The organism is Streptomyces sp. NPDC037410 (assembly GCF_055602235.1).
Genome location: NZ_JBVJWR010000018.1, coordinates 154,165 through 176,519 on the forward strand (window position 1 = coordinate 154,165; position 22,355 = coordinate 176,519).

The following is a 22,355-nucleotide window of genomic DNA, read 5'->3' on the forward strand; positions in this document are numbered from 1 at the left end:
ACGTGGCGCTATTCGTCAGCCTGACATGAATCCTGGTCGAACCTCGCCTTAGTTAGCCGCTGCTCTGCGATGCTGGAAGCCGATCGAGAGGGGCCGCAGCGATGCAGTGGAAGATCCACGGTGAACGTCCGATCTACGAGAACAGCTGGGTGAACCTGTGGCTCACCGACGTCGAGACGCCCGACGGGAACCGCTGGGAGCACCACGTCGTCAAGCTCCGGCACCTGGCCGTGGCCGCCGTGGTCAACGAGCGGCGCGAGGTCCTGATGATGTGGCGGCACCGCTTCATCACGGATGCCTGGGCGTGGGAGCTACCCATGGGCCTGGTGGAGGAGGGTGAGACGCCGGCCGATGCGGCGGCCCGTGAGGTGCTGGAGGAGACCGGCTGGCGCCCTGGCCCGGTCAAGCCGCTGATCTACGCCGAGCCGGCCAACGGCATCACCGACTCCCAGCACCACGTCTTCCGGGCCAACGGGGCGACGTACGAAGGACCGCCGACCGAGAAGAACGAGTCGGACCGGATCGAGTGGATCCCTCTGGCCGACGTGCGGGGCATGATCGACCGTCGCGAGATCGTCAGCAGCGGCTCCCTCGTCGGGCTGCTCTACGTCCTCATGGACGAGGCGATCCGCTGACCTGGCGGGGCAGTACCTCCCGGAGCCGGGCCTCGAATGCCACCGCGGCCGGTTCCCGGCGGAAGGGCTCCAGCTGCTCGTAGAACTCCCGCAAGTGGCCGGCGACTCGTTGCGAGCTGACGGCCGCTGCCGGGGCCAGGGCATCCATGGCCGTGTGGCACGCCTCGTCGAGTTTGCCGCGCTGGAGCTGGGTGCGGGCGAGCCAGAAGGCGTGGAAGGCGCGGCCCCGGTGGTTCGACTGGTGTTCTCGGCGGAGAGCATCCGCGATGAGGGGTTCGGCGAGGGCGGCTTCGCCCAAACGGCCGTGCGCGATGCCGGTGTCCACAATCAGCTTCGGTTCGTCGAAGTAGGCGACCCAGGCCGGGTCCGGATCACCCGTGCTGATCCGCCCGAACTGGGTGTGGGCTTCCGAGATCGCGGTGTGGGTGGCGCCGTGGTTGCCGAGGGTGGCGTGGGCGAAGGCTTCGCGCATCGCGAGCATGGCCAGCACGCGCGGTGTCGTCCCCGCGGCCGTTCGGGCTTGGTCCTGGGCGGCCGTAACGAGTGCGAGGGCGTCACCAGGCTTGTCCTGGTAGGTGGCCTGGAGGCTCATACAGGCGAGGACGTTGGCCATGAACTGCCGGTCGTCGATGGCCTTGGCCAGGCCGAGGGACTCGGTGAAGTAGGCGCGTGCCTGGTTGTACTGGCGGGCGTCGAAGTAGGTCCATCCGGTGAGCCGGGCCAGCTCGGCCGCGATGCTGTGCAGGCCGTCCCGCAGAGGAGCCGGACGCTGTTCCTTGAGGAGATCGACGACGTAGCGGAGCTGGCCGACGACCGCCGGCCGTAAGGTCTCGCCGCCGTGCTCGTCGTCCCGGCGCCAGTAGTCCGCGATCGACGAATGCAGCGCGTCCAGCGTCGAGGCGCTGAGATCCCGCTCGGCCGCCAGGGCGAGGATGCTGTCGACGTCCGCCCCCGGTAGTCCGGCGGCCAGTGGTTCGACGGCTGAGGCCGGTACTTCGGCCGGTTCGCGGGGCGTGACCGTCAGGCTGGGCGGCGTCTCCCAGGAGCGTCGGGCAAGGCCGAGCATGTGTCCGGGGATGCGCAGGCCATCCGAGATCCGTTCGATCACGTCCATGTGCAGCAGCTGCCGCCGTCCGGCGATCACCTCGCCCACGCGGCTCGGGGTCAGGTCACAGCGACGTGCGACCATCGACGGATAGATGCCTGCTCGTGCCTTGACCAGCTGAAAGATGCGGCCGAAGTCTCTGGCCTGGCATGCATCGATCATCACTGGGTCCGTGAGCAGGCTGACCGGGAGTTCCTTCGAGCGAGATGGCTCGGGCATCGGGCACGCTCCGGCATGAGGACTACGGATCGCTGCACTTGGTCAACCGAGGGTGATGTTACCCAAGTTGGGTAATCCGCTTGGCCTTTCTGGCCGGTCCCGCGGATCGCGATGCTCCTGGCATGGCGAACGGACAGGACGACGTACGGATGACGTTGCGGGTCTCCCGCGACTCCGGCCAGACGTGGGGACCTCTCACGGAGGTACGCGTGGGCGAGGACCCGGTGGTCCCGGAGAACCCGGGCCGCTACCCGCCGTGCGCCTGCCCCCGGTGCTCGCAGCAGGCCCGGAATGCCATCGCGTCCTTCCGGATGGTGTCGTGATGCGTTGCGCGCACTGGCGCTGGGTGCCCCTCGCCCTGGCACGGGATGCACGGGAGAAGTCGGCCGCGAAGCACATCGACAGGGCGGTGCAGTGCCAGCTGTCCGCGCACGACGAAGGTGAGCACTTCGGTCTCCTCACCGACGCCGGCGCGTACGGGACCGCGCTGTGGCTCCGCTGGCACGGGTGGACGAGGCGGAACTTGTCGTACTGCCGGACTGCCCGGTGGCTGCCCCGGGGCTCTGACGGTGAGGGCTGCTGTCTGTTCGCCGACCACGCCAAGCAGCACACCTGGGAAGACGACCTGGAGGAGGTCTCGTGCACCAGCTGATCGCGAGCCCGCACAAGACCCGGCGCCCTCGCTCGCCTCGCAACGAACAGTGCGGTGACTGCGGTGGCAGCGGCGCCAACTCGTCCGGCAGGACCTGCGGCACCTGCAACGGGCTGGGCGAGATCCACTGCCGCGTCGGTCGTCAGGAGTTCCACTCGCTGTCCCGCTCCGTGATCCGGAAGGAGGGCCACCGATGGCCCACGCTCTGATCGCCTCCCCGTTCCTCGACGGACACCTTCTCCTCAAGCCGGGAGCACGGGCCGGCGCCCGCATCTCGGTCGACCACTTCGAGGGTCTGCGCCAGGCCGCCACCGACGGTGAGTCGCTTCCCGCCTGGGCGGTGCAGACCGCCTCCGACGTGTGGGGCCTGGACCTGGGTGGCCAGACCGCGCAGGGCACCGTGCTGGTACGCGAGCCGTCCCCGTACGGCTACTGCCGGGCCTCGTGGGAGATCAACCTCGGCTGCAACTTCGGCTGCAAGCACTGCTACCTCGGCGAGCGGCCGTTCTCCGGCCTCGCCTGGGAGGAGAAGGCGCGGCTGCTGGACATCATGCGCGAGGCCGGCGTCCTCTGGCTCCAGATCACCGGCGGCGAGCCCACCATGGACCCCCACTTCCAAGGCGCCTACCGGTACGCCTGGCAGGCCGGGATGATGCTCACCATCTCCACCAACGGCTCGCTGCTCTGGCGGCCGGACCTCCTCAAGCTCTTCCGGGACTGCCCGCCGTACCGCCTGGTGGTCAGCATGTACGGGGCGAGCGAGGAGTCCTTCGACACACTCACCCAGCGCCGCGGGGCGTGGAAGGCGTTCCGGCGCGGCATGGACGCCGCACGCGAGGCGGGGCTGCCGCTACGCATCAACGTCGTGGTGACCGAGGACAACGCCTCCGAGGCCGACGAGATGGCCGCCCTCGCCGACCAGTGGAACGTCGAGAACCACGCGTACACGAACATGACGCCCACGATCTACGGCGGCGGAGAGCCGCTGCTCGCCCAGTCCGCCGCCCACCTGCGCCAGCGCAAGCCGTTCGCCGGCTGCAACGCGGGCCACACCTTCTTCCACGCCGACCCCCACGCCAAGGTCTCGATCTGCAAGGTCGGCCGCGACGACCAGATCGACCTGATGGCCGAAGGCATCGACGGCCTCACCCGGCTCGGCGCCATCGCCGACCGCCTCATGCTTCGCACCGGTGGGTGCGAGGGCTGCGCCCTGTCCGGCACCTGCCGGGTCTGCCGTCCCCTGGCCAAGCACTACCAGGAGGCCAAGGCGTCGCTGCACAGCTACTGCCAGCACGGAGACAAGGAGAACGCCTCATGACCCCACCCGTACCGGTGACCATCCTCCCCGGCCCGCCGGCCTCGGCCCGCCGCGCCGCCCCGCCCGTCGCAACCGCGTCGATCACCGCCGTCCAGGACCTCGACGTGATCGTGGAGAGCGCGGAGTGCTCCTGCGACGCCGGGGACGACAACCCCCACTGACCGACACGATCCGGTCAACTCCGTTCAGGCCCCGGCGTACTCGCGTCGGGGCCTGAGCCCTGCCCGGCTCACCGCTAGGGTGCCGCTCATGTTCTTCCGCTGGGACTGGCTCCGGCCCGTACTGACCGCGCCGATCGTGCCGACTCTCGGTCCCGTCCACCCCAACGCCCTGACCGTCGACACTTTCGAGGACATCCTGCGAGCGGCCGACACGGGCGACTTCCTGCCCTACGACAAGGACCGGCGCTGGGGCGGCGAGAAGCACGAGAAAGTCCTCCCCGAGGACGTGGTGCACCAGCCCGAGCACACCCTCATCCCCACCCTGACCCGACGCGGACGCGGCACTGTGAAGGTCTTCGCCTACGGACTCCCTGACAGCGTCGTGGAGGAGGCCGCCGAGCTGGCCGCCAAACTCGCCGCCGCGCACAACGTGGTCAACGCCCGGGTCGTACGCCCCCTCGGGCCCGAGACCACACACCCTCACGGCACCCGCATCCAGTTGAAGGACTTCACCACCGCACTCTGCCCCGCCCCTGATGGCCCGGTCCGACCCTCCACCACCTGGCCAATCGATGTGCAGGACACCTTCGCCCCATTCGCCGAGGCCATGGCAGGTGATGGGCTGACCTTCCTCCACACGCAGATGCTGGCCGGCCAGTGCGGCCCGGTCCTCGCCGTCGCCATCGAGGACCGCATCGTGGGCGCGATCGGCCCCATGGAAGTACGCCCCGACGCAATCGGGCGCCCCCAGCTCATGCCCCAGTACTTCGCTGTTCTGCCCGAGGCCCGAGGCCAGGGCCTCGGCCGCGTCCTGTGGCGGGCCGCGATGCACTGGGGCCAGACCCACGGCGCTGCCTACCAACTCCTCCAGACCGAGGTCGACGGCCCCTCTGACCGACTGTGCCAGGCCGAAGGACTGACCTCCCTCGGCTTCACCCACACCACGTCCGCGTAGCTCCTGACCGCGCCGCCTTCCCTGGTCAGCTACCCCGTGTCATTGGCGACCTCAGTCACAGAAAGTCAGCCGCGACGGGTGCGCCGACCGACCACCCGCCACGTGTGTCTCCAGCCCCCCACCGGCCTCGGCCACGCTTCCCCGATCCGAGCGGTATGGGGTGGCGGACGACGGCCGGCTTCCGGGCCGCCGAGGGCGGACGCGTCGGCTCCACGGAGTACTGCGTGCGCTGGGACGCGGCCCGCCTCAAAGCCCTCTCGGCGAAGGAGGTGAAGACTCCCCTCGCGGACGTCCCGTACTCGCTCCGCCACGTGGAGGTGTCCCTGTGGATCAACTCCGGGTATACCCAGTGGAGGTCGCCCGGCGGGCCGACCACAGCCTCACGGTCCTCTTCCGGTCCTACGCCAAGATCCTCCGGGGCCAGCAGAACCGCGCGAATGCCCTCATCGAGCAGCCGCTCAACGGCAAGTAGCAGATCTCCACTGGCAAACCATCGGCATCCTCGCAGCCTCATCGACAGGATGTGCGCATGGATAGATCACTCGACATGATCAAGAACAATCCCGAGGTCTTCGCTGCGCTCGTCGCGGCTCTCGGGATTGCCGGAGGCATCCTGGGTAACTGGATCTCGGCCAAGGTGCAGGCATCTAGCGGCCGGGCACAGGCGGCGGCTGCTGTGGATGCGGCGCGGATCGCCACTGAGGCACAGCGTATGGCCGCCTTGCGAGAAGACCGAAAAGTGCAGTTGGCAGCGTTTGTGCGTTTGGCCAGGGAAACCCTCAAGCACACCGAGTTCGCGTTCCTGAAGGAAGGGCACCTCGAGCCAGCAAAGGCTGGTTGGGAAGAGCTGATGCAGCTGGAGGGTCAACTTGAGCTCGTAGCCCCAGACCTCGTACTCGACAAGGTCCGTCGGGTTGTGGAAGCAGTCGACAAGAGCATGGAGTTGACAATCCTCCGGGCTCCGGCTGCCCGCGCACGACGCAAACTGTCCCGGGTACGCCCTGGGGACAGTGCGTATGAAGCGGGCCATCGAGCGTGGAGTTGCCTTGAGGAGCTTCGGACCGCCTACGCGGCAGGTGACGGGAATGTGGTCGAGCAGAACGCCTTTCACTCGGCGGCCGTCTCCGCGCTGGCTGATATCGAAACGCTCACCGATGCAGAGCGACAGACGCTGATCTTCGATGCGAGACTTCCCCCCGCGGACGAAGCACAGGACGAGATCGCCGCACTGCGGAACACTGCAGTGAGGAACCTCGTCGCCTACGCACGCGTCGCTCTGGGAGCGGACGAGAGCTAGCACTGTCACGCAAGCCACGGGGGACCACTGCTTGGCCCACACATGGCCCATACGCACTGGTCAGAACCGGGATACGGGCGAAACAAGGTGAGACAGGGTGAACGCAGAGGGCGGGCCCCGGGATTCGGGGCCCGCCCTCTGACCTGCTACTTCGCTGACCTGCAAGCGGTGGGTGTGGGATTTGAACCCACGGTGACTCGCGCCACGACGGTTTTCAAGACCGTTCCCTTAGGCCGCTCGGGCAACCCACCTTCGCCCCGGCCCACCTGGGGCGGAGCGGGCTACAGCGTACCGGCTGAGGAGGTGGGGCCGCGATGAGCGGCCTTGCGGAGCCCTGAGGCCCGGGGCTCCGCCGCTCCGGTCAGCTGTCGCCGGTGCGTTCGCCGAGGGTCACCGTGGCCGTGGCGGTCTTGCCGTCGCGCTCGTAGGTGATCTTCACCGCGTCGCCCGGCTTGTACGTCCAGATCTCGCTGATCAAGGTCGGGCCGCTGTCGATCGGGTGGTCGCCGAAGGCCGTGATCACGTCGCCGGGCTTCAGACCCGCCTTCGCCGCCGGGCCGTTGGGCGTGACCGAGGGCGTGCCGCCGGAGCCCTGGCCGGCGATCGTCGCCCCCTGGCCCTTCTCGTTCATGTTCACGGTCGCGCCGATCACCGGGTACACCGGCTTGCCCGTCTTGATCAGCTGCTGGGCCACGTTCTTCGCCTGGTTGACCGGGATCGCGAAGCCGAGGCCGATCGAGCCCGCCTGCGACTGGCCGAACCCGCCGCCGTTGGTCGACTGGATGGCCGAGTTGATGCCGATCACCGCGCCGCTCGCGTCGAGCAGCGGGCCACCGGAGTTGCCCGGGTTGATCGAGGCGTCCGTCTGCAGCGCGCTCATGTACGAGTTGCTGCCGCCGGAGCCGTCGCCCGAGGCGACCGGGCGGTTCTTGGCGCTGACGATGCCGGTCGTCACCGTGTTGGACAGGCCGAAGGGGGCGCCGATCGCGATCGTCGAGTCGCCGACCGCCACCTTGTCGGAGTCCCCGAGCGGCAGCGGCGTCAGGCCCTTCGGGGCGTCCTTCAGCTTGATGACCGCCACGTCGTAGCCCTGGGCCCGGCCGACGACCTCCGCGTCGTACGTCTTGCCGTCCGGGAACGTCACGGACAGCGTGCCGCCGTCCGCCGCCGACGCCACCACGTGGTTGTTGGTGACGATGTGGCCTTCCTGGTCGTAGACGAAGCCCGTGCCCGTACCGCCCTCGCCGTCCTGGCCGCCGGACTTCGCCTGGATGGTGACCACGCTCGGCAGGGCCTTCGCCGCGACCGCCGCGACCGTCCCCGGGTCCCGCTTGAACGAGGCCGGGGCCTGGCCCGAGGAGACCGTCGTCGAGCTGAAGCCGTTGTCGCCTCGCTCGGCCGCCCAGTAGCCGATGCCGCCGCCGATGCCGCCCGCGACGAGCGACGCGACGAGCACCGCCGCGACGAGGCCGCCGATCCGCCGGCGCGGGGCCTCGGGAGCGGGGGGTACGGGCGGGTGCGGGGCGCCCCAGGCCGGGACGGCCGGCGGGGGCGGCGGCCAGCCGCCGGCGGGCGCGGCAGCCGCGGGGGCCGCGGGTGCGGCGGCCGGGGTCTGGTCCGGGGCGGGCGCGGCGGCGGGGGCAGGCGTGGGGGTCTGGTCCGGGGAGGGGGACGGGACCGGGGCCTGGACCAGCGTCGGCTCGTCTCCCTGCGGAGCGCCGGCCTGCGGGGCCGTCTCCGCCGTGGGCTTCTCCAGCGGCGTCGGAGGGGTGGCCGGCGCAGCCGGGTCCGCCGGAACCGGCGTGCCCTCGTTCTCGGTGCTCACAGCTCGCTCTCCTCGTCGACTGCGCGGGGTCTGGGTACCTGCTCGTACGGGCTCCAGGGTGCTGCACCAGCTTTTCCCACAGGGCGTCAGGCCGCTGTAAGGCGGAGCTGTGCGTTCGCACCCCATCCTTTATATACGGACAGAACGGACAGCCGCCGAGGTGCCCGCGCCGCCCCGCCAATGGCACCATGACGCCGTGACTCACGCACGGCAGCACCCGAACCGCGTCCCCCTCCAGGTCGTCGCCCACCGAGGCGCGTCCGAGGAGGAACCGGAACACACCCTGGCCGCCTATGTGAAGGCCATCGAGTACGGCGCCGACGCCCTGGAATGCGACGTCCGGCTCACCGCCGACGGCCATCTCGTCTGCGTCCACGACCGGCGCGTCGACCGCACCTCGAACGGCCGCGGCGCCGTGTCCGCGCTCGAACTCGCCGACCTCGCGGCCCTCGACTTCGGGACCTGGAAGGGCCGGGACGACTCCGGGGAGAGCCCCGACTGGCGGGACCCCGGACTGACCTCCGTCCTCACCCTGGAGCGGCTCCTCGAGCTGGTCTCCGACGCGGGGCGCCGGATCGAGCTGGCCATCGAGACCAAGCACCCCACCCGCTGGGCCGGGCAGGTGGAGGAGCGGCTGCTCCAGCTCCTCAAGCGCTTCGGCCTGGACGCGCCCGCGTCCCCCGCCGAGTCCCCCGTACGCGTCATGAGCTTCTCGGCCCGGTCCCTGCACCGGATCGCGGCCGCGGCGCCGACGCTGCCGACCGTCTCGCTCGCCCAGTTCGTCTCGCCGCGCCTGCGCGACGGGCGGCTTCCCGCGGGCGCGGGCATCGCGGGTCCGTCGATCCGGATCGTCCGGCACCATCCCGCCGTGATCCTGCGGCTGCAGAAGGCCGGGCACCAGGTCCATGTGTGGACGGTGGACGAGGCGGAGGACGTCGAGCTCTGCGAGCGGCTCGGCGTGGACGCGATCATCACCAACCGCCCGAAGCAGGTGCTGGCGCAGCTGGGCCGCGGCTGAGCGCCTCTGGTTTCCCGTCCGTCACAGGGGACAACACGCCTGAGGGGGTGTGCACCGGCGCGTTCCGTGCGTACGCGATCGTCACGAGTGCCTCATCCCACACGGATTGGCCGGTTTCCGGTCCAGGCCATTGGGGCATCCACACCGTGGCGTGGGGCAAAGGAGGTCTCGGGGGTGGCGTTTGTGGTGGCACAGGAGGTGCCCACGTCGTCGAGCATGGCCGTACCCCATGGCCCTGCGGGCGTGGGTGAGGCGCGGCACCGGATGCGGGACGAGCTGTACCGCAGCGGGGTGGCCGAATCGGTCGTCGACGACGCGGTACTGATCCTTTCCGAACTGCTCAGCAATGCCTGTCGGTACGGCAGGCCGCTGGGGCACGCGGAGCGGGGCGAAGGCGATGTGCGGGCGGCCTGGCGGGTCGACCCGGCGGGCGGCCTGCGGGTCGAGGTGACCGACGGCGGCGGCCCGACGAGGCCCGTCCCGTCGACGCCCTCGGTCACGGCGCGGGGCGGCCGCGGGCTGAACATCATCGGCGCGCTGGCCCAGGACTGGGGCGTACGGGACAGCGCGACCGGCGAGGTCACGGTCTGGGTGGTGGTCACCGAAGGCCACCGCCGCGAGGACTTCGCGGCCCGCGTCGGCGGCGGCCCGAGCCTCGACTTCCTGGACGCGTACGACGATCTGGACTGAGCGGGGGGCGCGGGGGCGCCTGGACAGGGAGGCGGCGGATGCGCGGGGGCGCCTGGACAGGGAAGCGGCGGCGAGCGCGGGGGCGCCTGGACAGGGAGGCGGCGGCGAGCGCGGCCGCGGGCCGCACGGCACCGCCCGCCCGCGCCGGTACCGCGCCGGTACTGCGGGTCCGCCCGTGCGGCGCCCGCACCGCCTGCGCGGCCACCCTCCGGCTCCCGCCCGCACCCCGGCAGCCGTACCGCCGGCGCAGTCTCGCGGCGCTCGTGCGCAGCACTGCCGCCGCCCCGCCTGAGCGGCGGCGGCCGTCGGGGCGGCTAGGCTCGCGCCCGATACAGCAGCCGCGATCGGGAGAAAGCCACACCATGGCCAAGAAGCGCCCCCAGACGAAGGCCGGCAAGGCCGGCCAGGCACAGGTCACGAGCGGGGAGATCCCGGTCGTCGGCGCGCGCGAGCCGTGCCCGTGCGGTTCGGGCCGCCGCTACAAGGCGTGTCACGGACGTGCCGCCGCGCACGCCGTGACCGAGCTCGTCCAGCGCCCCTTCGAGGGCCTGCCCGGCGAGTGCGACTGGGTCGCGCTGCGCGAGCTGGTGCCGGCCGCGACCGTGCCGCTCACCCTGAAGGGCGGGCTGCCGGAGGGCGTGCCGTCGGTGACGCTCGCGACCGTGCTGCCGATGGCGTGGCCCGCGCTCCGCCGCGACGACGGCTCCGTCCTGCTCGCCCTGCAGAACGACTCCACCTCCGGCGACCTGGCCCGCGACCTCGCCGACACCCTCCAGCGCGCCCTGGAGGCGGAGCCGGGCAGCCCGGTCCCCGCGCGCCGCGTGCCCGCCGAGGGCCCGCGCCTGCAGGAGCTGCTCGACGCCGACGCCCCGTTCGTCCCGGAGGTCCACTCGGGCTTCGAGTTCTGGATCCCGCAGTCCACGGACGGCGCGGACCCGGAGGTCGCGGCCTCGCTGGAGCGGGCCAACGCGGCCGCGATCCCGACCGTGAAGCTCGCGAGCGTCGACTCCGCGTACTGGTGCGAGGTTCCGGACAAGAACCACCTGCGCTGGGTCATGCCGCACGAGGAGGAGAAGCTCCTCGACGCGCTGGCCCGCCTCCACGCCGGCGAGGGCACCTCGCTCGGCGCCGACACCCGGCTCGTCGGCTCCTTCCGGGCCCACGGTCTGATGGTGCCGGTGTGGGACCTGCCGTCCTCCATGACCGCCGAGGACTGCGAGAAGCCGGCGGCCGAGTTCGCCGAGCGGCTCGCGGCGGCGCTCGCCTCGGACGCCCCGCTGACGGCGGAGGAGCGCCGGGCGCGCGGCGGCCTCACGAACCGTCAGGTGACTCTCAGCTGATACCCCAGGTGGTATCGGTGACTGACAGACCGACCGGTCGGTGACTTCTGCCACAAAGGGGGTCCTCGGTCGGACAATTACCTGTCCGAATAACCGAGATCGAATTTGCGAACGGCAGATCTCTTGTTACCGTTCTTGAAGCCCGGTCGCTGGTGCATCCCCCGTCGCCAGCGACCGGGCCTTTCCATGTCCGCTTCCGGCAGGCCCGGGGCGTCCGACGTTCAACTTCCCTCGCCGTCCGCCGTGTTGCTTCCGGCGCGGAGCAGCAGCGGAGTGGCGTCACCCTCACCAGCTCCCGCGAATTCCGCGACCGCCGTATACGCCGTCGCCGCGCCCCGACCGCGATCCCTCGGTGTTTCGCAGGTTCCCGGTTCGTCCTGCGCCGGGACGGGACAGTCCACTTCTACGGTGCGCCCGCCGGGGCCCATGAGGGTAAGAAACGCGTCGAGCTGTCGGCCGGTGGCGTTCCGGTAGTACGTCCGCGCCCAGACGTCGGGTCCCTCGCTCAGGACGCAGGTCTGCGCCTCGGCTCCTTCGGGGGAGGCGAGCTCCGGTCCGCAGCGCGTGACGCGCTCGGGAGAGACGGGAGGCGCAGGGGCCGGAGGGGCGGAGGCGGGGGTACGGGGTCCCAGGCCGAGCCCGCTCAGCAGGTCCCCGGCCTTCGCGTCGCCCCCGGCACTCGCTCCGGACGGCCGTACGGGCTCACCCGCCGGGCCCGCCATGGCGACGAGGGGCAGCAGGACGGCGACCGTGACGGCGGTCCCGAGTCCGACCACGCGGGGGTTCACCGGGCTCATGGGGGTGAACATAGCCGCGGGATCCGGGCGCCCGGCGGGCCGCGCGCCCGTTTCCCTGACAAGTCGGACCGGGACACACCCGTTCGGGTGAAGCGGAGCGACCGGCCGGCCTCAGTACTTCGACGGAGCGTCCGGCCGGCCTCAGTACTTCGACGGAGCGACCGCCCGACCTCAGTACTTCAGCCTGCTCCCGCCGCCCGGCGTGCTCGTGCTCGCCTCGACCAGGGCGTCGACCACCGCCTCGACGTCGGGCAGCCAGGGCCGGGCCGAGCCGGCAATGGGGCCTCCCCTGCTCGAACGAAGTTGAGAGCTCGGGGAAGGCGCCCGCTCCCAGCGGACCTGTCCGGTCCCCGCGACGGACGGCGGCAGAAGCAGGTAGCCGCCCTCGCCGTGGAACCGCAGCGAGCTGGGCACGCTGTCCTTCGCGTACAACAGCTCGCCGAGCCGTTCGAGGCCGTACGGGGCGACGAGGATCGACCACCGGGTCGGGGTCGCCACCACCGGGCCGAGCCGCATGCCCGCCGCGTCGAGCGCCGCGAGCGCCCGCGCGCCCGCCACCGCGGGGAGGCTGACCGCGCAGGGCGCGCGGCCGCCGGTGGCGAGGACCACCGGGGCGTCCGGGCGCCGGGTCCACCACCAGCGGACCATGCGCTCGTCCGTGGTGGCCGCGAGCAGCCCGGGGTCGTAGGGGTGCGCGCCGGGCACCACGCAGTCGGGGTCGGGACAGGAGCAGTCCGCTCCCGTGGCCGTGGGGCTCGCCCCCGTGCCCGCAGGGGTCGCCCCTGCCGGGCCCGCGCCCGGGGCCGTACGGGTCGTCGTCGCTCTCAGGCTCGCGCCCGGCAGGACGGGCCAGTTCCACTCGACCGCGAAGGTGACCGCCGCGTCGAGCCGGGCCGTCCTCTCCTTGCGCCGGAACCGGAGCCTGCGTCGCCTTCCGAGGATCTCGCGCATGAGCGCTCGTTCCTTTCCGTTGAACGCCGAATCCACATCACACCATGTACAGAACAGTTCACCGTGCGTATCAGCGCGCGCCGGGTCGGCGGGGTGCCGGACCGCCGAGGAGCGGGGCGGACCGGGCCGGTGCCGGGTGGATCCCGGGGGCACCGGGTGGAGCCAGGTCAGAGCCGGAGCGGGTCAGAACACGTTCCCCGCCACTCGGTGACGGGTTGCGGCCTGCGGCGGGAAAGACGCCGGGGTTCCGCGTCACGTTCCGGGGCGGTGTCAACTACCCCTGCCTGTCACCGATTACGTACCCAGCACGCTTGGAATGACGCGCTTTCAAACGACGCCAGTCGACCGCAAAAGGTGCACACCGGGGGCAATTTTCAGCCAACTTCCCGCACACTTCAACCCTCTCGCACGACCTCACGGACACCACAAGTCCCGTGGGGACAATGCTGGACATCGTTCCTCTTGTGCGTGTACATGTGGATGCATCGAGCGGCTCAGATTGACATGGGGGTTTGCGATGCTATGGCGTCAAACGCACCGGTCGGAAAGCCGACCGTCATGAGCGCCCCACACATGCCGAATGTGGCCGGAATCGATTCCACGGTCCCCGGGCCCCCGCACACTACGTCGCCCCTCCCCGGGGTACCCGCGGCGGCCGGGCCCGCCGACGCGGCCCTCCCGCCGGGAGCCCTGATCCAGGACCGGCTGGCCTCCTGGGTCTCCGACCTCACCACCCTCCACGAACTCACCGAGCGCCTCATCAAGGCCGCCTCCCTCGACGAGGCCCTCCGCGAGGTGCTCGGCGCCGGCGCCGCGCTCGTCGGCGCCCGCCGCGGCATGGCCGTCCTCGAACCCGCCGACGGCCGCGGCCCCACCAGCACCATCGGCCTCGGTCTCGCCCACTCCGACCTCGGCACCATCGAGACCGTCCCGCGCAGCGCCACCAGCTTCGGCCGCCTCCTCGACGGCCTCCCCGATCCCGGGCGCTCCGATCCCGGGCACTCCGATCCCGGGCACCCCGAGCGCGTCCCCGACCCGATCGCCATCCGTGACGTCCGTACGGAGGAGGGCCTCGACCCCCGCCACCGCGAGGTCGCCGCCCGCCTCGGCTACGCCGCCAGCTACGCCCTGCCCCTCGCCACCGAGGACGCCGGCCGGCTCGGCGCGCTCGTCTGGCTCTACGACGAGCCCGCCGAACCCACCGACCGGCAGCGCCACCTCATCGGGCTCTACGGCCGCTTCGCCACCGAGCACCTCGCACGGCTCCTCCAGGTCGAGCGCGCCCGCGTCCAGGTCGCCACCGTCGCCGAGGAGCTGCTCCCCAGCCGTCTGCCCCGCGTCCCCGGCGTCCAGCTCGCCGCCCGTCACCGCACCGGACCGCTGGGCGGCGGCGACTGGTACGACGCGCTGCCGCTGCCGGACGGCGCCCTCGGCCTGGCCGTCGGCTCCGTCTCCGGCACCGGACCCAGCGCGCTCGCCGCCATGGGCCGGCTGCGCGCCTCCCTCCGGGCGTACGCGGTGATGGAGGGCGAGGACCCCGTCGCCGTCCTCTCCGACCTGGAGCTGCTGCTGCGGATCACCGAGCCCGCGCGTTCGGCGACCGCCCTCTTCGCGTACGCCGAGCCCGCGCAGCGCCGGATCGTCCTCGCCGGCGCCGGGCACTGCCCGCCGCTGGTCGTCGGCGACCGCCGCACCGAGTTCGTCGAGACCTCGCTGTCGGCCCCGCTCGGGATGCTCTCCTGCTGGGAGGCGCCGAGCGTGGAGCTGTCCCCCGCACCCGGAGAAACGGTGCTTCTCTACACGGACGGGTTGCTGCGGCGTACCGGCGACGCCATGGACCGGGCCTTCGCGCGGCTCCACGCGGCCGCCGCGAGCGTGCCGAGGGCGGACCGGGGCGACCCGGGCGCCGTCGCCGACCACGTCCTGCGGATCCTGCTCCCCGAGGGCCTGGACCCGGCCGTGGACGGGGAGGACGTGGTCCTGCTCGCGGCGCGCTTCGAGTGAGTCCGGCCCCGCGCTTCGAGTGAGTTGCGTGTAACCGGAACACAACTCTCCGGTAATGGGTCTTCCGGCCCTGGGCCCCCTTCCGTACGACCGTACGATGGTGGGGGTTCAGTGTCGTACCAAGAGGAGGCAGACCCGTGGCCGAGGAGCTCACCCCGGAGACCCCGGAAGAGACCGAGACCGAAGAGCAGGCGATCAAGCAGCGGAAGAACGGCCTCTACCCGGGCGTGTCCGACGAGCTCGCCGAGAACATGAAGTCCGGCTGGGCCGACACCGAGCTGCACGGCCTGGAGCCGATCGCCCAGGCCGGCCACACCGCCGCCCGCCGCGCCGCGCTCTCCGCCCGCTTCCCGGGCGAGCGCCTCGTGATCCCCGCCGGGAACCTGAAGACCCGGTCGAACGACACCGAGTACGCCTTCCGCGCCTCCACCGAGTACGCGTACCTCACCGGCGACCAGACTCAGGACGGCGTCCTCGTCCTGGAGCCCACCGCCGGCGGCCACGAGGCCACCATCTACCTGCTGCCGCGCTCCAACCGCGAGAACGGCGAGTTCTGGCTCGACGGCCAGGGCGAGCTGTGGGTCGGCCGCCGCCACTCCCTCACCGAGGCCGAGCAGCTCCTCGGCGTCCCGGCGAAGGACGTCCGCGAGCTCGCCGCCGCCCTCAAGGAGGCCACCGGTCCCGTCCGCGCCGTCCGAGGCCACGACGCCTCCATCGAGGCCGTGCTGACCGACAAGGTCACCGCCGAGCGCGACGAGGAACTGCGGATCTTCCTCTCCGAGGCCCGCCTCGTGAAGGACGCTTTCGAGGTCGCCGAGCTGGAGAAGGCCTGCGCCTCCACCGCACGCGGCTTCGAGGACGTCGTCAAGGTCCTCGACAAGGCCGAGGCCACCAGCGAGCGCTACATCGAGGGCACGTTCTTCCTGCGCGCCCGCGTCGAGGGCAACGACATCGGCTACGGCTCCATCTGCGCCGCCGGCCCGCACGCCACCACCCTGCACTGGGTCCGCAACGACGGCGACGTCCGCTCCGGCGACCTGCTGCTGCTCGACGCCGGCGTGGAGACCACCGAGCTCTACACCGCCGACATCACCCGCACCCTGCCGATCAACGGCCGGTACACCGAGCTCCAGCGCAAGATCTACGACGCCGTGTACGAGGCGCAGGAGGCCGGCATCGCCGCGGTGAAGCCCGGCGCCGCCTACCGCGACTTCCACGACGCCGCCCAGCGCGTGCTCGCCGAGAAGCTCGTCGAGTGGGGCCTCGTCGAGGGCCCGGTCGAGCGCGTCCTGGAGCTCGGCCTCCAGCGCCGCTGGACCCTGCACGGCACCGGCCACATGCTCGGCATGGACGTCCACGACTGCGCCGCCGCGCGCACCGAGATGTACGTGGACACCACGCTGGAGCCGGGCATGTGCCTGACCGTCGAGCCCGGTCTGTACTTCCAGGCCGACGACCTGACCGTGCCGGAGGAGTACCGCGGCATCGGCGTCCGGATCGAGGACGACATCCTCGTCACCGAGGACGGCAACCGGAACCTCTCGGACGCGCTGCCGCGACGCGCCGACGAGGTCGAGGCGTGGATGGCCGCGCTCAAGGGCTGATCCCCGCGTACGTTGGAACCGAAGGGCCCCCGCCGACCGACCGGCGGGGGCCCTTCCCTCATGCATGCGTTCTTATGCGAGGAGCAGCGACGGGCTGTCCCGCCACTTCAGGATCTTGTCGAAGCTGACCACGGCGCCGCCGCGGCCCGAGCGGTTGCCGAACTGGACGTGATCGGCCAGCTCCTCGATCAGGCGCAGCCCCCGGCCGTGCTCGGCCTCGTCCGACGGGACGGCGGCCCGTGCGGCGCTTCCCGGGAAGCCCGGGCCCGAGTCGGCCACCTCGATACGGCAGGTCTCGCCGTCCAGGTACGCCGTCACCCGGTACGCCCCGCCGCCCGGCTCGCGGGTGCCGGGACCGCCGGACCCGCCGCCCCCGCCGCCGTGCTCGACGGCGTTGGCACACGCCTCGGTCAGCGCGACCGACAACTCGTACGACACGTCGGGATCGACACCCGCCGTCTCCATCGTGCCCAGCAGAAGCCTCCGTGCGAGCGGCACGCTCGCGGCCTCGCGCCGCAGATGCAGTGACCACCAGATGCTCATGCTCCAGCCTCCCGGCAGCGGCTCGACATACCGTTACCTATTGCCGGGGCGGACGCTCCGTAAGCGCCCGGAGGCGTCAAGAGCGCTCGTTCGGCGGATGCACCGGGGGCGTGCGCCGGTGTATGTCACCCCAAGGTTCTCAAGGACGACCTTCCGGACCTGCCGCATGACGGTGCCGCGCGTGGTGCGATGATGGGCCCGCCATGACTGCCCCCGCGCTCGCTCCACGGCTGCTGAGGGCCGCGGTGTTCACCGCGGTCTGCGTCGTGCTGTCCGCGCTAGGACACGCCCTCGCCGCCTGCGCGGGCATCGCCCTGTGGACCCTCGTCGCCGGATTCCTCGGCGTCTTCGGGGTCGCCGTGCTCCTCGCCGGGCGCGAGCGCTCCCTCGGCCTCGTCGTCGGCGCCCTCGCCGGCGGGCAGCTCGGCCTGCACGCGCTCTTCGGGCTCGGACAGCGGCAGTTCGCGCTGAGCGACCAGGCCGACGACGCCCTGATCCGGATGGCCGCCCGGCTGGTCTGCGGAGCGGGCGCCGCCTCGCTCACCCCCGCCGACGCCACCCGGATCATCACCGACGCCGGGCTCGACCCGGCCGACGCGCACGCCCACATGGGACACATGGCCGGCGCGGCCGCCCTGCCCGCCGGTGAGCTGCTGCCCGGTCTGCCCATGCTCCTCGGCCACCTCCTGGCCGCCCTGGCCACGGGCTGGCTGCTGCGCCGCGGCGACCGCGCCCTCGGCCGGCTCGTGGAGCTCTCCGAGCAGGGCGCGACGGAGCTCGCCGAATGCGCCGTCGTGCGCTCCCTGCGGGCCGCGCTCTCCTTCGTACGGGCCCTGCTCGCCGGGCTGCCGGCCGCGCCCGGCACGGGACCGCGGCAGGGCCTCCGTACCGCCTTCGCCTCCTCGCCGCCGCCGGTGGCCGAGGCACTCCAGCACACGGTGATCAGGCGCGGCCCCCCGGCCGCCGACTGCGTCCTCGCAGCCTGACGCGGACCGCTCGACGCTCGTCGTTCAACGCTCGTCGTTCGTCGTTCGTCGTTCGTCGTTCGACGCTCGTCGTTCGTCGTTCGACGCTCGACGTGAGCGGGTCCGCGCCCGTCCGCACGCCCGCGCGGGACTCCCGTCCCCGGGCGCGCCGGACTCCCGCATCCGTCTTTCAAACCTTCGAGCTGGAGTGTCTTCTGCCATGAACGTTTCCCGTACCGTCCTCGCCGGCGGCATCGCCCTCTCCTCCGTCGTGCTGCTCTCCGGCACCGCCTTCGCGCACGTCAGCGTGCAGCCGCAGGGCGAGGCGGCCAAGGGCGGCTACGCGACCGTCAACCTCAAGGTCCCGAACGAGCGCGACAACGCCTCCACCGTGAAGGTCGAGGTCAACTTCCCGCTCGACCACCCGCTGGCCTCCGTCATGCCGCAGCCCGTCCCCGGCTGGAAGGCCGTGGTGACCAAGAGCAAGCTCACCAAGCCGCTCGAGCTGCACGGCAAGAAGATCAACGAGGCCGTCTCCAAGGTCACCTGGACCGCCGACGGCTCGAAGATCGGCCCCGGCGAGTTCCAGCAGTTCCCGCTCTCCCTCGGGCGGCTGCCGGAGGACGCCGACCAGCTGGTCCTCAAGGCGATCCAGACGTACGACAACAAGGAGGTCGTCCGCTGGATCGAGGAGCAGAAGGAGGGCGCGGAGGAGCCGCAGAACCCGGCGCCCGTCCTGAAGCTCTCCGCCGCCTCCGCCGACGAGGACCACCACGGCGGCGCCGCTCCGTCCGCCTCCGCCGGGTCCGACGAGAAGGCCGGTCACGAGGCCGGTCACGAGGAGACCGCCACCGCGTCCGACTCTTCCTCCTCCGACACCACGGCCCGCGTCCTCGGCGTCATCGGCATCCTCGCCGGTGTCGCCGGCGTCGCCTTCGGCCTCCTCGCCGGCCGCCGCCGCTCGGCCTGACGGCCGCACCCTCACCTCGCTCGTCATCCGAAAGAAGCACCATGTCTGAAGAGAAGACGCCCGGGGCGGCAACGGCCCGTCCCGGGCGGCGCACGCCGCTGGTCATCGCGGCCGTCGCGATCGTCGCCGCGCTCGGCATCACCGCCGCCGTCGGCCTCGGCGGCAACGACGACAAGCCCGCCGGCTCCGGCTCCTCGGTCGCCGTCGTCTCCGGCGGCTCCGACTCCACGAAGGCCGCCACCGTCCTCGACCGGCCGTTCACCAAGCCCGCGCTCGTCCTCACCGACACCAAGGGCCAGAAGTACGACCTGCGGGAGCGCACCAAGGGCAAGCCGACGCTCATCTACTTCGGCTACACGCACTGCCCCGACGTCTGCCCCCTGACGATGAGCAACATCGCCATCGCCAAGAAGAAGCTCCCCAAGGCCGACCAGGACAAGCTCCAGGTCGTCTTCGTCACCACCGACCCCGAGCGGGACACCTCCGCCGAGCTCGCGAAGTGGCTGCCCGCCGCCGGCGACCCCTCCTTCACCGGCCTCACCGGCGACTTCTCCGCCATCCAGGCGGGCGCCCGGCAGATCGGCATCGGCATCGACCCGCCGAAGAAGGAGAAGGACGGCACGGTCGTCTCCATGCACGGCGCCCAGGTGATCGCCTTCTCGCCCACCACCGACCAGGGCTACGTCCTGTACGGCGAGGACGCGAGCGTCGACGACTACGCCAACGACCTGCCGAAGATCATCAAGGGGGAGAACCCGTGACCCTGACCCGCACCACCCGCTCGACGCGCACCACCGCCCTGTCCGCCGCCGTGGCGCTCGCCGCCGCGCTCGCGCTGACCGGGTGCTCGTCCTCCGAGAGCAAGCCCGACCTGCAGGTCAGCGGCGCGTACATGCCCCAGCCGGTGATGGACATGGCCGGCGGCTTCCTCACGATCAAGAACGGCGGCGACACGGCGGACAAGCTGACCTCCGTCACCAGCCCGCTCTCGGACGACGTCACCATCCACGAGTCGAAGAACCAGAAGATGCAGGAGGTGAAGTCCTTCGACATCCCCGCGAACGGCGAGCTGAAGCTCGAACGCGGTGGCAGCCACATCATGTTCATGGAGCTGAAGAAGACGCCCAAGCAGGGCGACACGGTCAGCATCGAGCTGCACTTCGAGAAGTCCGACCCGATCAAGGTCGACGTCCCCGTCGAAGCAGCCAACCACAACCCGCAGCAGCACTGAGCTCGTTGACGGAGTGACACAGAGATGACAACCACCGCCCCGCGCCTCGGCAACGCCCTGGCCCGGCTGCTGATCCTCGCGGCCGCGCTGCTCGGCACGCTGCTCGCCGGCGCCGCGCCCGCCTCCGCGCACGCGGCGCTCACCGGCAGCGACCCGAAGGACGGGGCGGTGGTCGCCACCGCCCCCAAGGAGGTCAACCTGACCTTCTCCGAACAGGTCGCCATGAGCGCCGACTCCATCCGGGTCCTCGACCCGGCGGGCCGCCGGGCCGACACCGGCGAGATCCGCGACCTGTGCAGCGGCTCCGTCGTCCGGTACGGGGTGGGGCTCCGCGCCGGACTGCCCGACGGCACGTACACCGTGGCCTGGCAGACCGTCTCGGCCGACAGCCACCCCATCGCCGGCGCCTTCACCTTCTCCATCGGAGCCCCCTCCACGACCTCCGTCGCCCTGCCCGACCAGGCGGTCGGCGGCGGCCTCGTCGGCGCCCTCTACGGCATCGCCCGCTACCTCTCGTACGCCGGGTTCGCCGTCCTCGTCGGCGGCGGCGCCTTCGTCCTGGCCTGCTGGCCGCGCGGCGCGAGCGTCCGCCCCGTCCAGCAGACGGTGGTCCGGGGCTGGCTGACCCTCACCGGCGCCACGCTCGCGATGCTGCTCCTGCGCAGCCCCTACACCGGCTCCGGGAAGCTGGCCGACGCCTTCGACCTGGCGGGCCTGCGGGCCGTCCTGGAGACGAAGACCGGCGCCGCGCTCACCTCCCGGCTGCTGCTGCTCGGCGCGGCCGCGCTCTTCGTGGCCGTCCTCTTCGGCGCCTACGCCCGCCGCACGGACCCCAAGGAGAAGAAGGACCTCGCCTTCGGGCTCGGTATCGGCGGCACCGTCGTCGCCGCCGGCATCGCCGGGACCTGGGCCCTCGCCGAGCACGCCTCGACCGGTCTCCAGCCCGGCATCGCGATGCCCGTCGACATCCTGCACCTCCTCGCCGTCGCCGCCTGGCTCGGCGGCCTCACCGTGCTCCTCGTCGCCCTCTACCGGGCGCCGTCCGTCGCACGCTCCGCCGTCGAGCGCTTCTCCAAGGTGGCCTTCGGCTCCGTCGCCGTCCTCGCGGCCACCGGGCTCTACCAGGCCTGGCGCCAGGTCGGCTCCTGGTCCGCGCTGACCGGCACCCGGTACGGCCAGCTGCTCCTGGTCAAGATCGGCCTCATGGCGGTCCTCATCGGCATCGCCTGGATCTCCCGCCGCTGGACCCAACGCCTGGCGGACCCGGCCGTGGAGGCGGCGGGTGACGCGGCCGGTGCCACGGCTGGCGACTCGGCCGGTGACGCGGCTGGCGGCACAGCTGGTGACACGGCTGGTGACTCGGCTGGAGACGCGGCTGGTGACACGGAAGCCGAGGAGCCCGAGGACGGGCCCGAGGCCGCGGACGAGGCGACTGGTGCCGCCGGTCCCGACGACGAGCCCGAGGCCGCCGACGGACCGACCGGTGCCGCCGATCCCGAGCGGGCCGCGCAGCTCGCCCGGCAGCGGACCGCCGTCGCCACCGCGCGGCGCAAGCGGGAGCGGGACGCCGACCCCGAGCGGACCGGTCTGCGCCGCTCGGTGCTGACCGAGGCCGCCGTCGCGGTCGTCCTGCTCGCTGTGACCACGGTCCTCACCTCCACCGAGCCCGGCCGCACCGAGGAGGAGGCCGGGCGGGCCACCGCCGCCTCCGGCCCGGCCGCCGTACCCGACCGGCCCGTCGACATCCGGATGCCCTTCGACACCGGCGGCGTCGACGGCAAGGGCGTCGTCCGTCTCAGCCTCGACCCCGGCCGCACCGGCGCCAACGCGCTCCACATCTTCGTCGAGCGCCCCAACGGCAAGCCGCTGGACGTCCCCGAGATCAAGCTCGCCCTCACCCTGGAGGCGAAGAACGTGGGCCCGCTGCCCGTCGCCCCCGACCGGATCCAGACCGGACACTGGAGCGCGAGCGGCGTCCAGATCCCGATGCCCGGCGAATGGAAGATCCAGGTGACCGTCCGTACCTCCGAGATCGACCAGACCACCATCGACAAGAACGTGAAGATCGGCTGAGC

The 22,355-nt window shown here is 71.8% G+C and carries 24 protein-coding genes and 1 tRNA gene; 19 read left to right on the forward strand and 6 right to left on the reverse strand.

The window, feature by feature from the left end:
* Window positions 1-101 precede the first annotated feature (101 nt).
* Window positions 102-635 (forward strand): NUDIX hydrolase, encoded by a 534-nt coding sequence (locus ACZ7HT_RS27600; RefSeq protein ID WP_471170882.1) that lies wholly within the window; start codon window positions 102-104, stop codon window positions 633-635.
* Here the strand turns inward: ACZ7HT_RS27600 and ACZ7HT_RS27605 are convergent.
* On the reverse strand, window positions 613-1,959 hold the full coding sequence (locus ACZ7HT_RS27605; RefSeq protein ID WP_471170884.1) for a hypothetical protein: 1,347 nt from the start codon (window positions 1,957-1,959) through the stop codon (window positions 613-615). The genes ACZ7HT_RS27600 and ACZ7HT_RS27605 overlap by 23 nt on opposite strands.
* Before the next feature lie 122 nt (window positions 1,960-2,081).
* Between ACZ7HT_RS27605 and ACZ7HT_RS27610 the strand changes: the two genes are divergently transcribed.
* From ACZ7HT_RS27610 to ACZ7HT_RS27645, 8 genes are all read left to right on the forward strand, one after another.
* The gene (locus ACZ7HT_RS27610) at window positions 2,082-2,282 is read left to right on the forward strand and encodes a hypothetical protein (protein WP_471170886.1); all 201 of its coding nucleotides are present in this window, start codon (window positions 2,082-2,084) and stop codon (window positions 2,280-2,282) included.
* Window positions 2,282-2,611 carry a hypothetical protein gene (locus ACZ7HT_RS27615; RefSeq protein WP_471170888.1) on the forward strand — a complete coding sequence of 110 codons (330 nt, stop codon included), beginning with the start codon at window positions 2,282-2,284 and terminating at the stop codon, window positions 2,609-2,611. The genes ACZ7HT_RS27610 and ACZ7HT_RS27615 overlap by 1 nt, the downstream gene beginning before the upstream one ends.
* Window positions 2,599-2,820, forward strand: coding sequence for a hypothetical protein (locus tag ACZ7HT_RS27620; protein WP_466533010.1), 222 nt, complete (start codon window positions 2,599-2,601; stop codon window positions 2,818-2,820). The genes ACZ7HT_RS27615 and ACZ7HT_RS27620 overlap by 13 nt, the downstream gene beginning before the upstream one ends.
* Window positions 2,805-3,929, forward strand: coding sequence for a radical SAM protein (locus tag ACZ7HT_RS27625; RefSeq protein WP_471170890.1), 1,125 nt, complete (start codon window positions 2,805-2,807; stop codon window positions 3,927-3,929). The genes ACZ7HT_RS27620 and ACZ7HT_RS27625 overlap by 16 nt, the downstream gene beginning before the upstream one ends.
* Window positions 3,926-4,090 carry a hypothetical protein gene (locus ACZ7HT_RS27630; protein WP_162952559.1) on the forward strand — a complete coding sequence of 55 codons (165 nt, stop codon included), beginning with the start codon at window positions 3,926-3,928 and terminating at the stop codon, window positions 4,088-4,090. Before ACZ7HT_RS27625 ends, ACZ7HT_RS27630 begins: the two co-directional genes overlap by 4 nt.
* 88 nt (window positions 4,091-4,178) lie before the next feature.
* On the forward strand, window positions 4,179-5,045 hold the full coding sequence (locus tag ACZ7HT_RS27635; protein WP_471170892.1) for a GNAT family N-acetyltransferase: 867 nt from the start codon (window positions 4,179-4,181) through the stop codon (window positions 5,043-5,045).
* Window positions 5,046-5,370: 325 nt separating this feature from the next.
* Window positions 5,371-5,517 (forward strand): hypothetical protein, encoded by a 147-nt coding sequence (locus ACZ7HT_RS27640; protein ID WP_471170894.1) that lies wholly within the window; start codon window positions 5,371-5,373, stop codon window positions 5,515-5,517.
* A 75-nt stretch (window positions 5,518-5,592) separates the two neighbouring features.
* Window positions 5,593-6,342, forward strand: coding sequence for a hypothetical protein (locus ACZ7HT_RS27645; protein ID WP_471170896.1), 750 nt, complete (start codon window positions 5,593-5,595; stop codon window positions 6,340-6,342).
* A 166-nt stretch (window positions 6,343-6,508) separates the two neighbouring features.
* Here ACZ7HT_RS27645 and ACZ7HT_RS27650 read toward each other — a convergent pair.
* Together ACZ7HT_RS27650 and ACZ7HT_RS27655 are read right to left on the reverse strand one after the other, a co-directional pair.
* A tRNA-Ser gene (locus tag ACZ7HT_RS27650) sits at window positions 6,509-6,593 on the reverse strand.
* A gap of 110 nt (window positions 6,594-6,703) precedes the next feature.
* Window positions 6,704-8,167 carry a S1C family serine protease gene (locus ACZ7HT_RS27655; RefSeq protein WP_471170897.1) on the reverse strand — a complete coding sequence of 488 codons (1,464 nt, stop codon included), beginning with the start codon at window positions 8,165-8,167 and terminating at the stop codon, window positions 6,704-6,706.
* Between the two features lie 196 nt (window positions 8,168-8,363).
* Between ACZ7HT_RS27655 and ACZ7HT_RS27660 the strand changes: the two genes are divergently transcribed.
* The 3 genes from ACZ7HT_RS27660 (at window position 8,364) to ACZ7HT_RS27670 (ending at window position 11,215) form a co-directional block, all read left to right on the forward strand.
* On the forward strand, window positions 8,364-9,185 hold the full coding sequence (locus ACZ7HT_RS27660) for a glycerophosphodiester phosphodiesterase (RefSeq protein ID WP_471170898.1): 822 nt from the start codon (window positions 8,364-8,366) through the stop codon (window positions 9,183-9,185).
* An 87-nt stretch (window positions 9,186-9,272) separates the two neighbouring features.
* Window positions 9,273-9,875, forward strand: a complete 603-nt coding sequence (locus ACZ7HT_RS27665) for an ATP-binding protein (protein ID WP_471170900.1) — start codon at window positions 9,273-9,275, stop codon at window positions 9,873-9,875.
* 362 nt (window positions 9,876-10,237) lie between these two features.
* Window positions 10,238-11,215, forward strand: coding sequence for a DUF5926 family protein (locus ACZ7HT_RS27670; protein WP_471170902.1), 978 nt, complete (start codon window positions 10,238-10,240; stop codon window positions 11,213-11,215).
* 221 nt (window positions 11,216-11,436) lie between these two features.
* Here ACZ7HT_RS27670 and ACZ7HT_RS27675 read toward each other — a convergent pair whose 3' ends face one another.
* Both ACZ7HT_RS27675 and ACZ7HT_RS27680 read right to left on the reverse strand, forming a co-directional pair.
* On the reverse strand, window positions 11,437-12,012 hold the full coding sequence (locus ACZ7HT_RS27675) for a hypothetical protein (RefSeq protein WP_471170904.1): 576 nt from the start codon (window positions 12,010-12,012) through the stop codon (window positions 11,437-11,439).
* A 171-nt stretch (window positions 12,013-12,183) separates the two neighbouring features.
* Window positions 12,184-12,963 carry a bifunctional DNA primase/polymerase gene (locus ACZ7HT_RS27680; protein WP_471170906.1) on the reverse strand — a complete coding sequence of 260 codons (780 nt, stop codon included), beginning with the start codon at window positions 12,961-12,963 and terminating at the stop codon, window positions 12,184-12,186.
* 522 nt (window positions 12,964-13,485) lie between these two features.
* Between ACZ7HT_RS27680 and ACZ7HT_RS27685 the strand changes: the two genes are divergently transcribed.
* Both ACZ7HT_RS27685 and ACZ7HT_RS27690 read left to right on the forward strand, forming a co-directional pair.
* Window positions 13,486-14,967: a PP2C family protein-serine/threonine phosphatase gene (locus tag ACZ7HT_RS27685; protein ID WP_471170907.1), complete on the forward strand. Its 1,482-nt coding sequence runs from the start codon at window positions 13,486-13,488 to the stop codon at window positions 14,965-14,967.
* Window positions 14,968-15,104: 137 nt separating this feature from the next.
* Complete coding sequence (locus tag ACZ7HT_RS27690) at window positions 15,105-16,571, forward strand: aminopeptidase P family protein (RefSeq protein ID WP_471170908.1); 1,467 nt, start codon at window positions 15,105-15,107, stop codon at window positions 16,569-16,571.
* A gap of 72 nt (window positions 16,572-16,643) precedes the next feature.
* On the opposite strand, the gene ACZ7HT_RS27695 is transcribed toward ACZ7HT_RS27690, so the two are convergent.
* The gene (locus ACZ7HT_RS27695; protein ID WP_471170910.1) at window positions 16,644-17,114 is read right to left on the reverse strand and encodes an ATP-binding protein; all 471 of its coding nucleotides are present in this window, start codon (window positions 17,112-17,114) and stop codon (window positions 16,644-16,646) included.
* Window positions 17,115-17,317: 203 nt separating this feature from the next.
* Between ACZ7HT_RS27695 and ACZ7HT_RS27700 the strand changes: the two genes are divergently transcribed.
* The 5 genes from ACZ7HT_RS27700 to ACZ7HT_RS27720 all read left to right on the forward strand — a co-directional run bounded on the left by ACZ7HT_RS27700 (window position 17,318) and on the right by ACZ7HT_RS27720 (window position 22,353).
* The gene (locus tag ACZ7HT_RS27700) at window positions 17,318-18,100 is read left to right on the forward strand and encodes a hypothetical protein (RefSeq protein ID WP_471170911.1); all 783 of its coding nucleotides are present in this window, start codon (window positions 17,318-17,320) and stop codon (window positions 18,098-18,100) included.
* Between the two features lie 199 nt (window positions 18,101-18,299).
* A complete protein-coding gene (locus tag ACZ7HT_RS27705) occupies window positions 18,300-19,049 on the forward strand; it encodes a YcnI family copper-binding membrane protein (RefSeq protein WP_471170913.1) in 750 nt (249 codons plus the stop codon).
* A 41-nt stretch (window positions 19,050-19,090) separates the two neighbouring features.
* Window positions 19,091-19,810, forward strand: a complete 720-nt coding sequence (locus tag ACZ7HT_RS27710) for an SCO family protein (RefSeq protein ID WP_471170914.1) — start codon at window positions 19,091-19,093, stop codon at window positions 19,808-19,810.
* A gap of 2 nt (window positions 19,811-19,812) precedes the next feature.
* The gene (locus ACZ7HT_RS27715) at window positions 19,813-20,280 is read left to right on the forward strand and encodes a copper chaperone PCu(A)C (RefSeq protein ID WP_471170937.1); all 468 of its coding nucleotides are present in this window, start codon (window positions 19,813-19,815) and stop codon (window positions 20,278-20,280) included.
* Between the two features lie 24 nt (window positions 20,281-20,304).
* Window positions 20,305-22,353: a copper resistance CopC/CopD family protein gene (locus ACZ7HT_RS27720; RefSeq protein ID WP_471170916.1), complete on the forward strand. Its 2,049-nt coding sequence runs from the start codon at window positions 20,305-20,307 to the stop codon at window positions 22,351-22,353.
* Window positions 22,354-22,355 lie beyond the last annotated feature (2 nt).

What these genes read in the sequence shown, in the direction of transcription:
- ACZ7HT_RS27600 (WP_471170882.1), top strand. Translation starts at nt 102, where the DNA reads ATGCAGTGGAAGATCCACGGTGAACGTCCGATCTACGAGAACAGCTGG.
- ACZ7HT_RS27605 (WP_471170884.1), bottom strand. Translation starts at nt 1,959, where the DNA reads ATGCCCGAGCCATCTCGCTCGAAGGAACTCCCGGTCAGCCTGCTCACG.
- ACZ7HT_RS27610 (WP_471170886.1), top strand. Translation starts at nt 2,082, where the DNA reads ATGGCGAACGGACAGGACGACGTACGGATGACGTTGCGGGTCTCCCGC.
- ACZ7HT_RS27615 (WP_471170888.1), top strand. Translation starts at nt 2,282, where the DNA reads ATGCGTTGCGCGCACTGGCGCTGGGTGCCCCTCGCCCTGGCACGGGAT.
- ACZ7HT_RS27625 (WP_471170890.1), top strand. Translation starts at nt 2,805, where the DNA reads ATGGCCCACGCTCTGATCGCCTCCCCGTTCCTCGACGGACACCTTCTC.
- ACZ7HT_RS27630 (WP_162952559.1), top strand. Translation starts at nt 3,926, where the DNA reads ATGACCCCACCCGTACCGGTGACCATCCTCCCCGGCCCGCCGGCCTCG.
- ACZ7HT_RS27635 (WP_471170892.1), top strand. Translation starts at nt 4,179, where the DNA reads ATGTTCTTCCGCTGGGACTGGCTCCGGCCCGTACTGACCGCGCCGATC.
- ACZ7HT_RS27645 (WP_471170896.1), top strand. Translation starts at nt 5,593, where the DNA reads ATGATCAAGAACAATCCCGAGGTCTTCGCTGCGCTCGTCGCGGCTCTC.
- ACZ7HT_RS27670 (WP_471170902.1), top strand. Translation starts at nt 10,238, where the DNA reads ATGGCCAAGAAGCGCCCCCAGACGAAGGCCGGCAAGGCCGGCCAGGCA.
- ACZ7HT_RS27675 (WP_471170904.1), bottom strand. Translation starts at nt 12,012, where the DNA reads ATGAGCCCGGTGAACCCCCGCGTGGTCGGACTCGGGACCGCCGTCACG.
- ACZ7HT_RS27680 (WP_471170906.1), bottom strand. Translation starts at nt 12,963, where the DNA reads ATGCGCGAGATCCTCGGAAGGCGACGCAGGCTCCGGTTCCGGCGCAAG.
- ACZ7HT_RS27685 (WP_471170907.1), top strand. Translation starts at nt 13,486, where the DNA reads ATGGCGTCAAACGCACCGGTCGGAAAGCCGACCGTCATGAGCGCCCCA.
- ACZ7HT_RS27695 (WP_471170910.1), bottom strand. Translation starts at nt 17,114, where the DNA reads ATGAGCATCTGGTGGTCACTGCATCTGCGGCGCGAGGCCGCGAGCGTG.
- ACZ7HT_RS27700 (WP_471170911.1), top strand. Translation starts at nt 17,318, where the DNA reads ATGACTGCCCCCGCGCTCGCTCCACGGCTGCTGAGGGCCGCGGTGTTC.
- ACZ7HT_RS27705 (WP_471170913.1), top strand. Translation starts at nt 18,300, where the DNA reads ATGAACGTTTCCCGTACCGTCCTCGCCGGCGGCATCGCCCTCTCCTCC.
- ACZ7HT_RS27710 (WP_471170914.1), top strand. Translation starts at nt 19,091, where the DNA reads ATGTCTGAAGAGAAGACGCCCGGGGCGGCAACGGCCCGTCCCGGGCGG.
- ACZ7HT_RS27720 (WP_471170916.1), top strand. Translation starts at nt 20,305, where the DNA reads ATGACAACCACCGCCCCGCGCCTCGGCAACGCCCTGGCCCGGCTGCTG.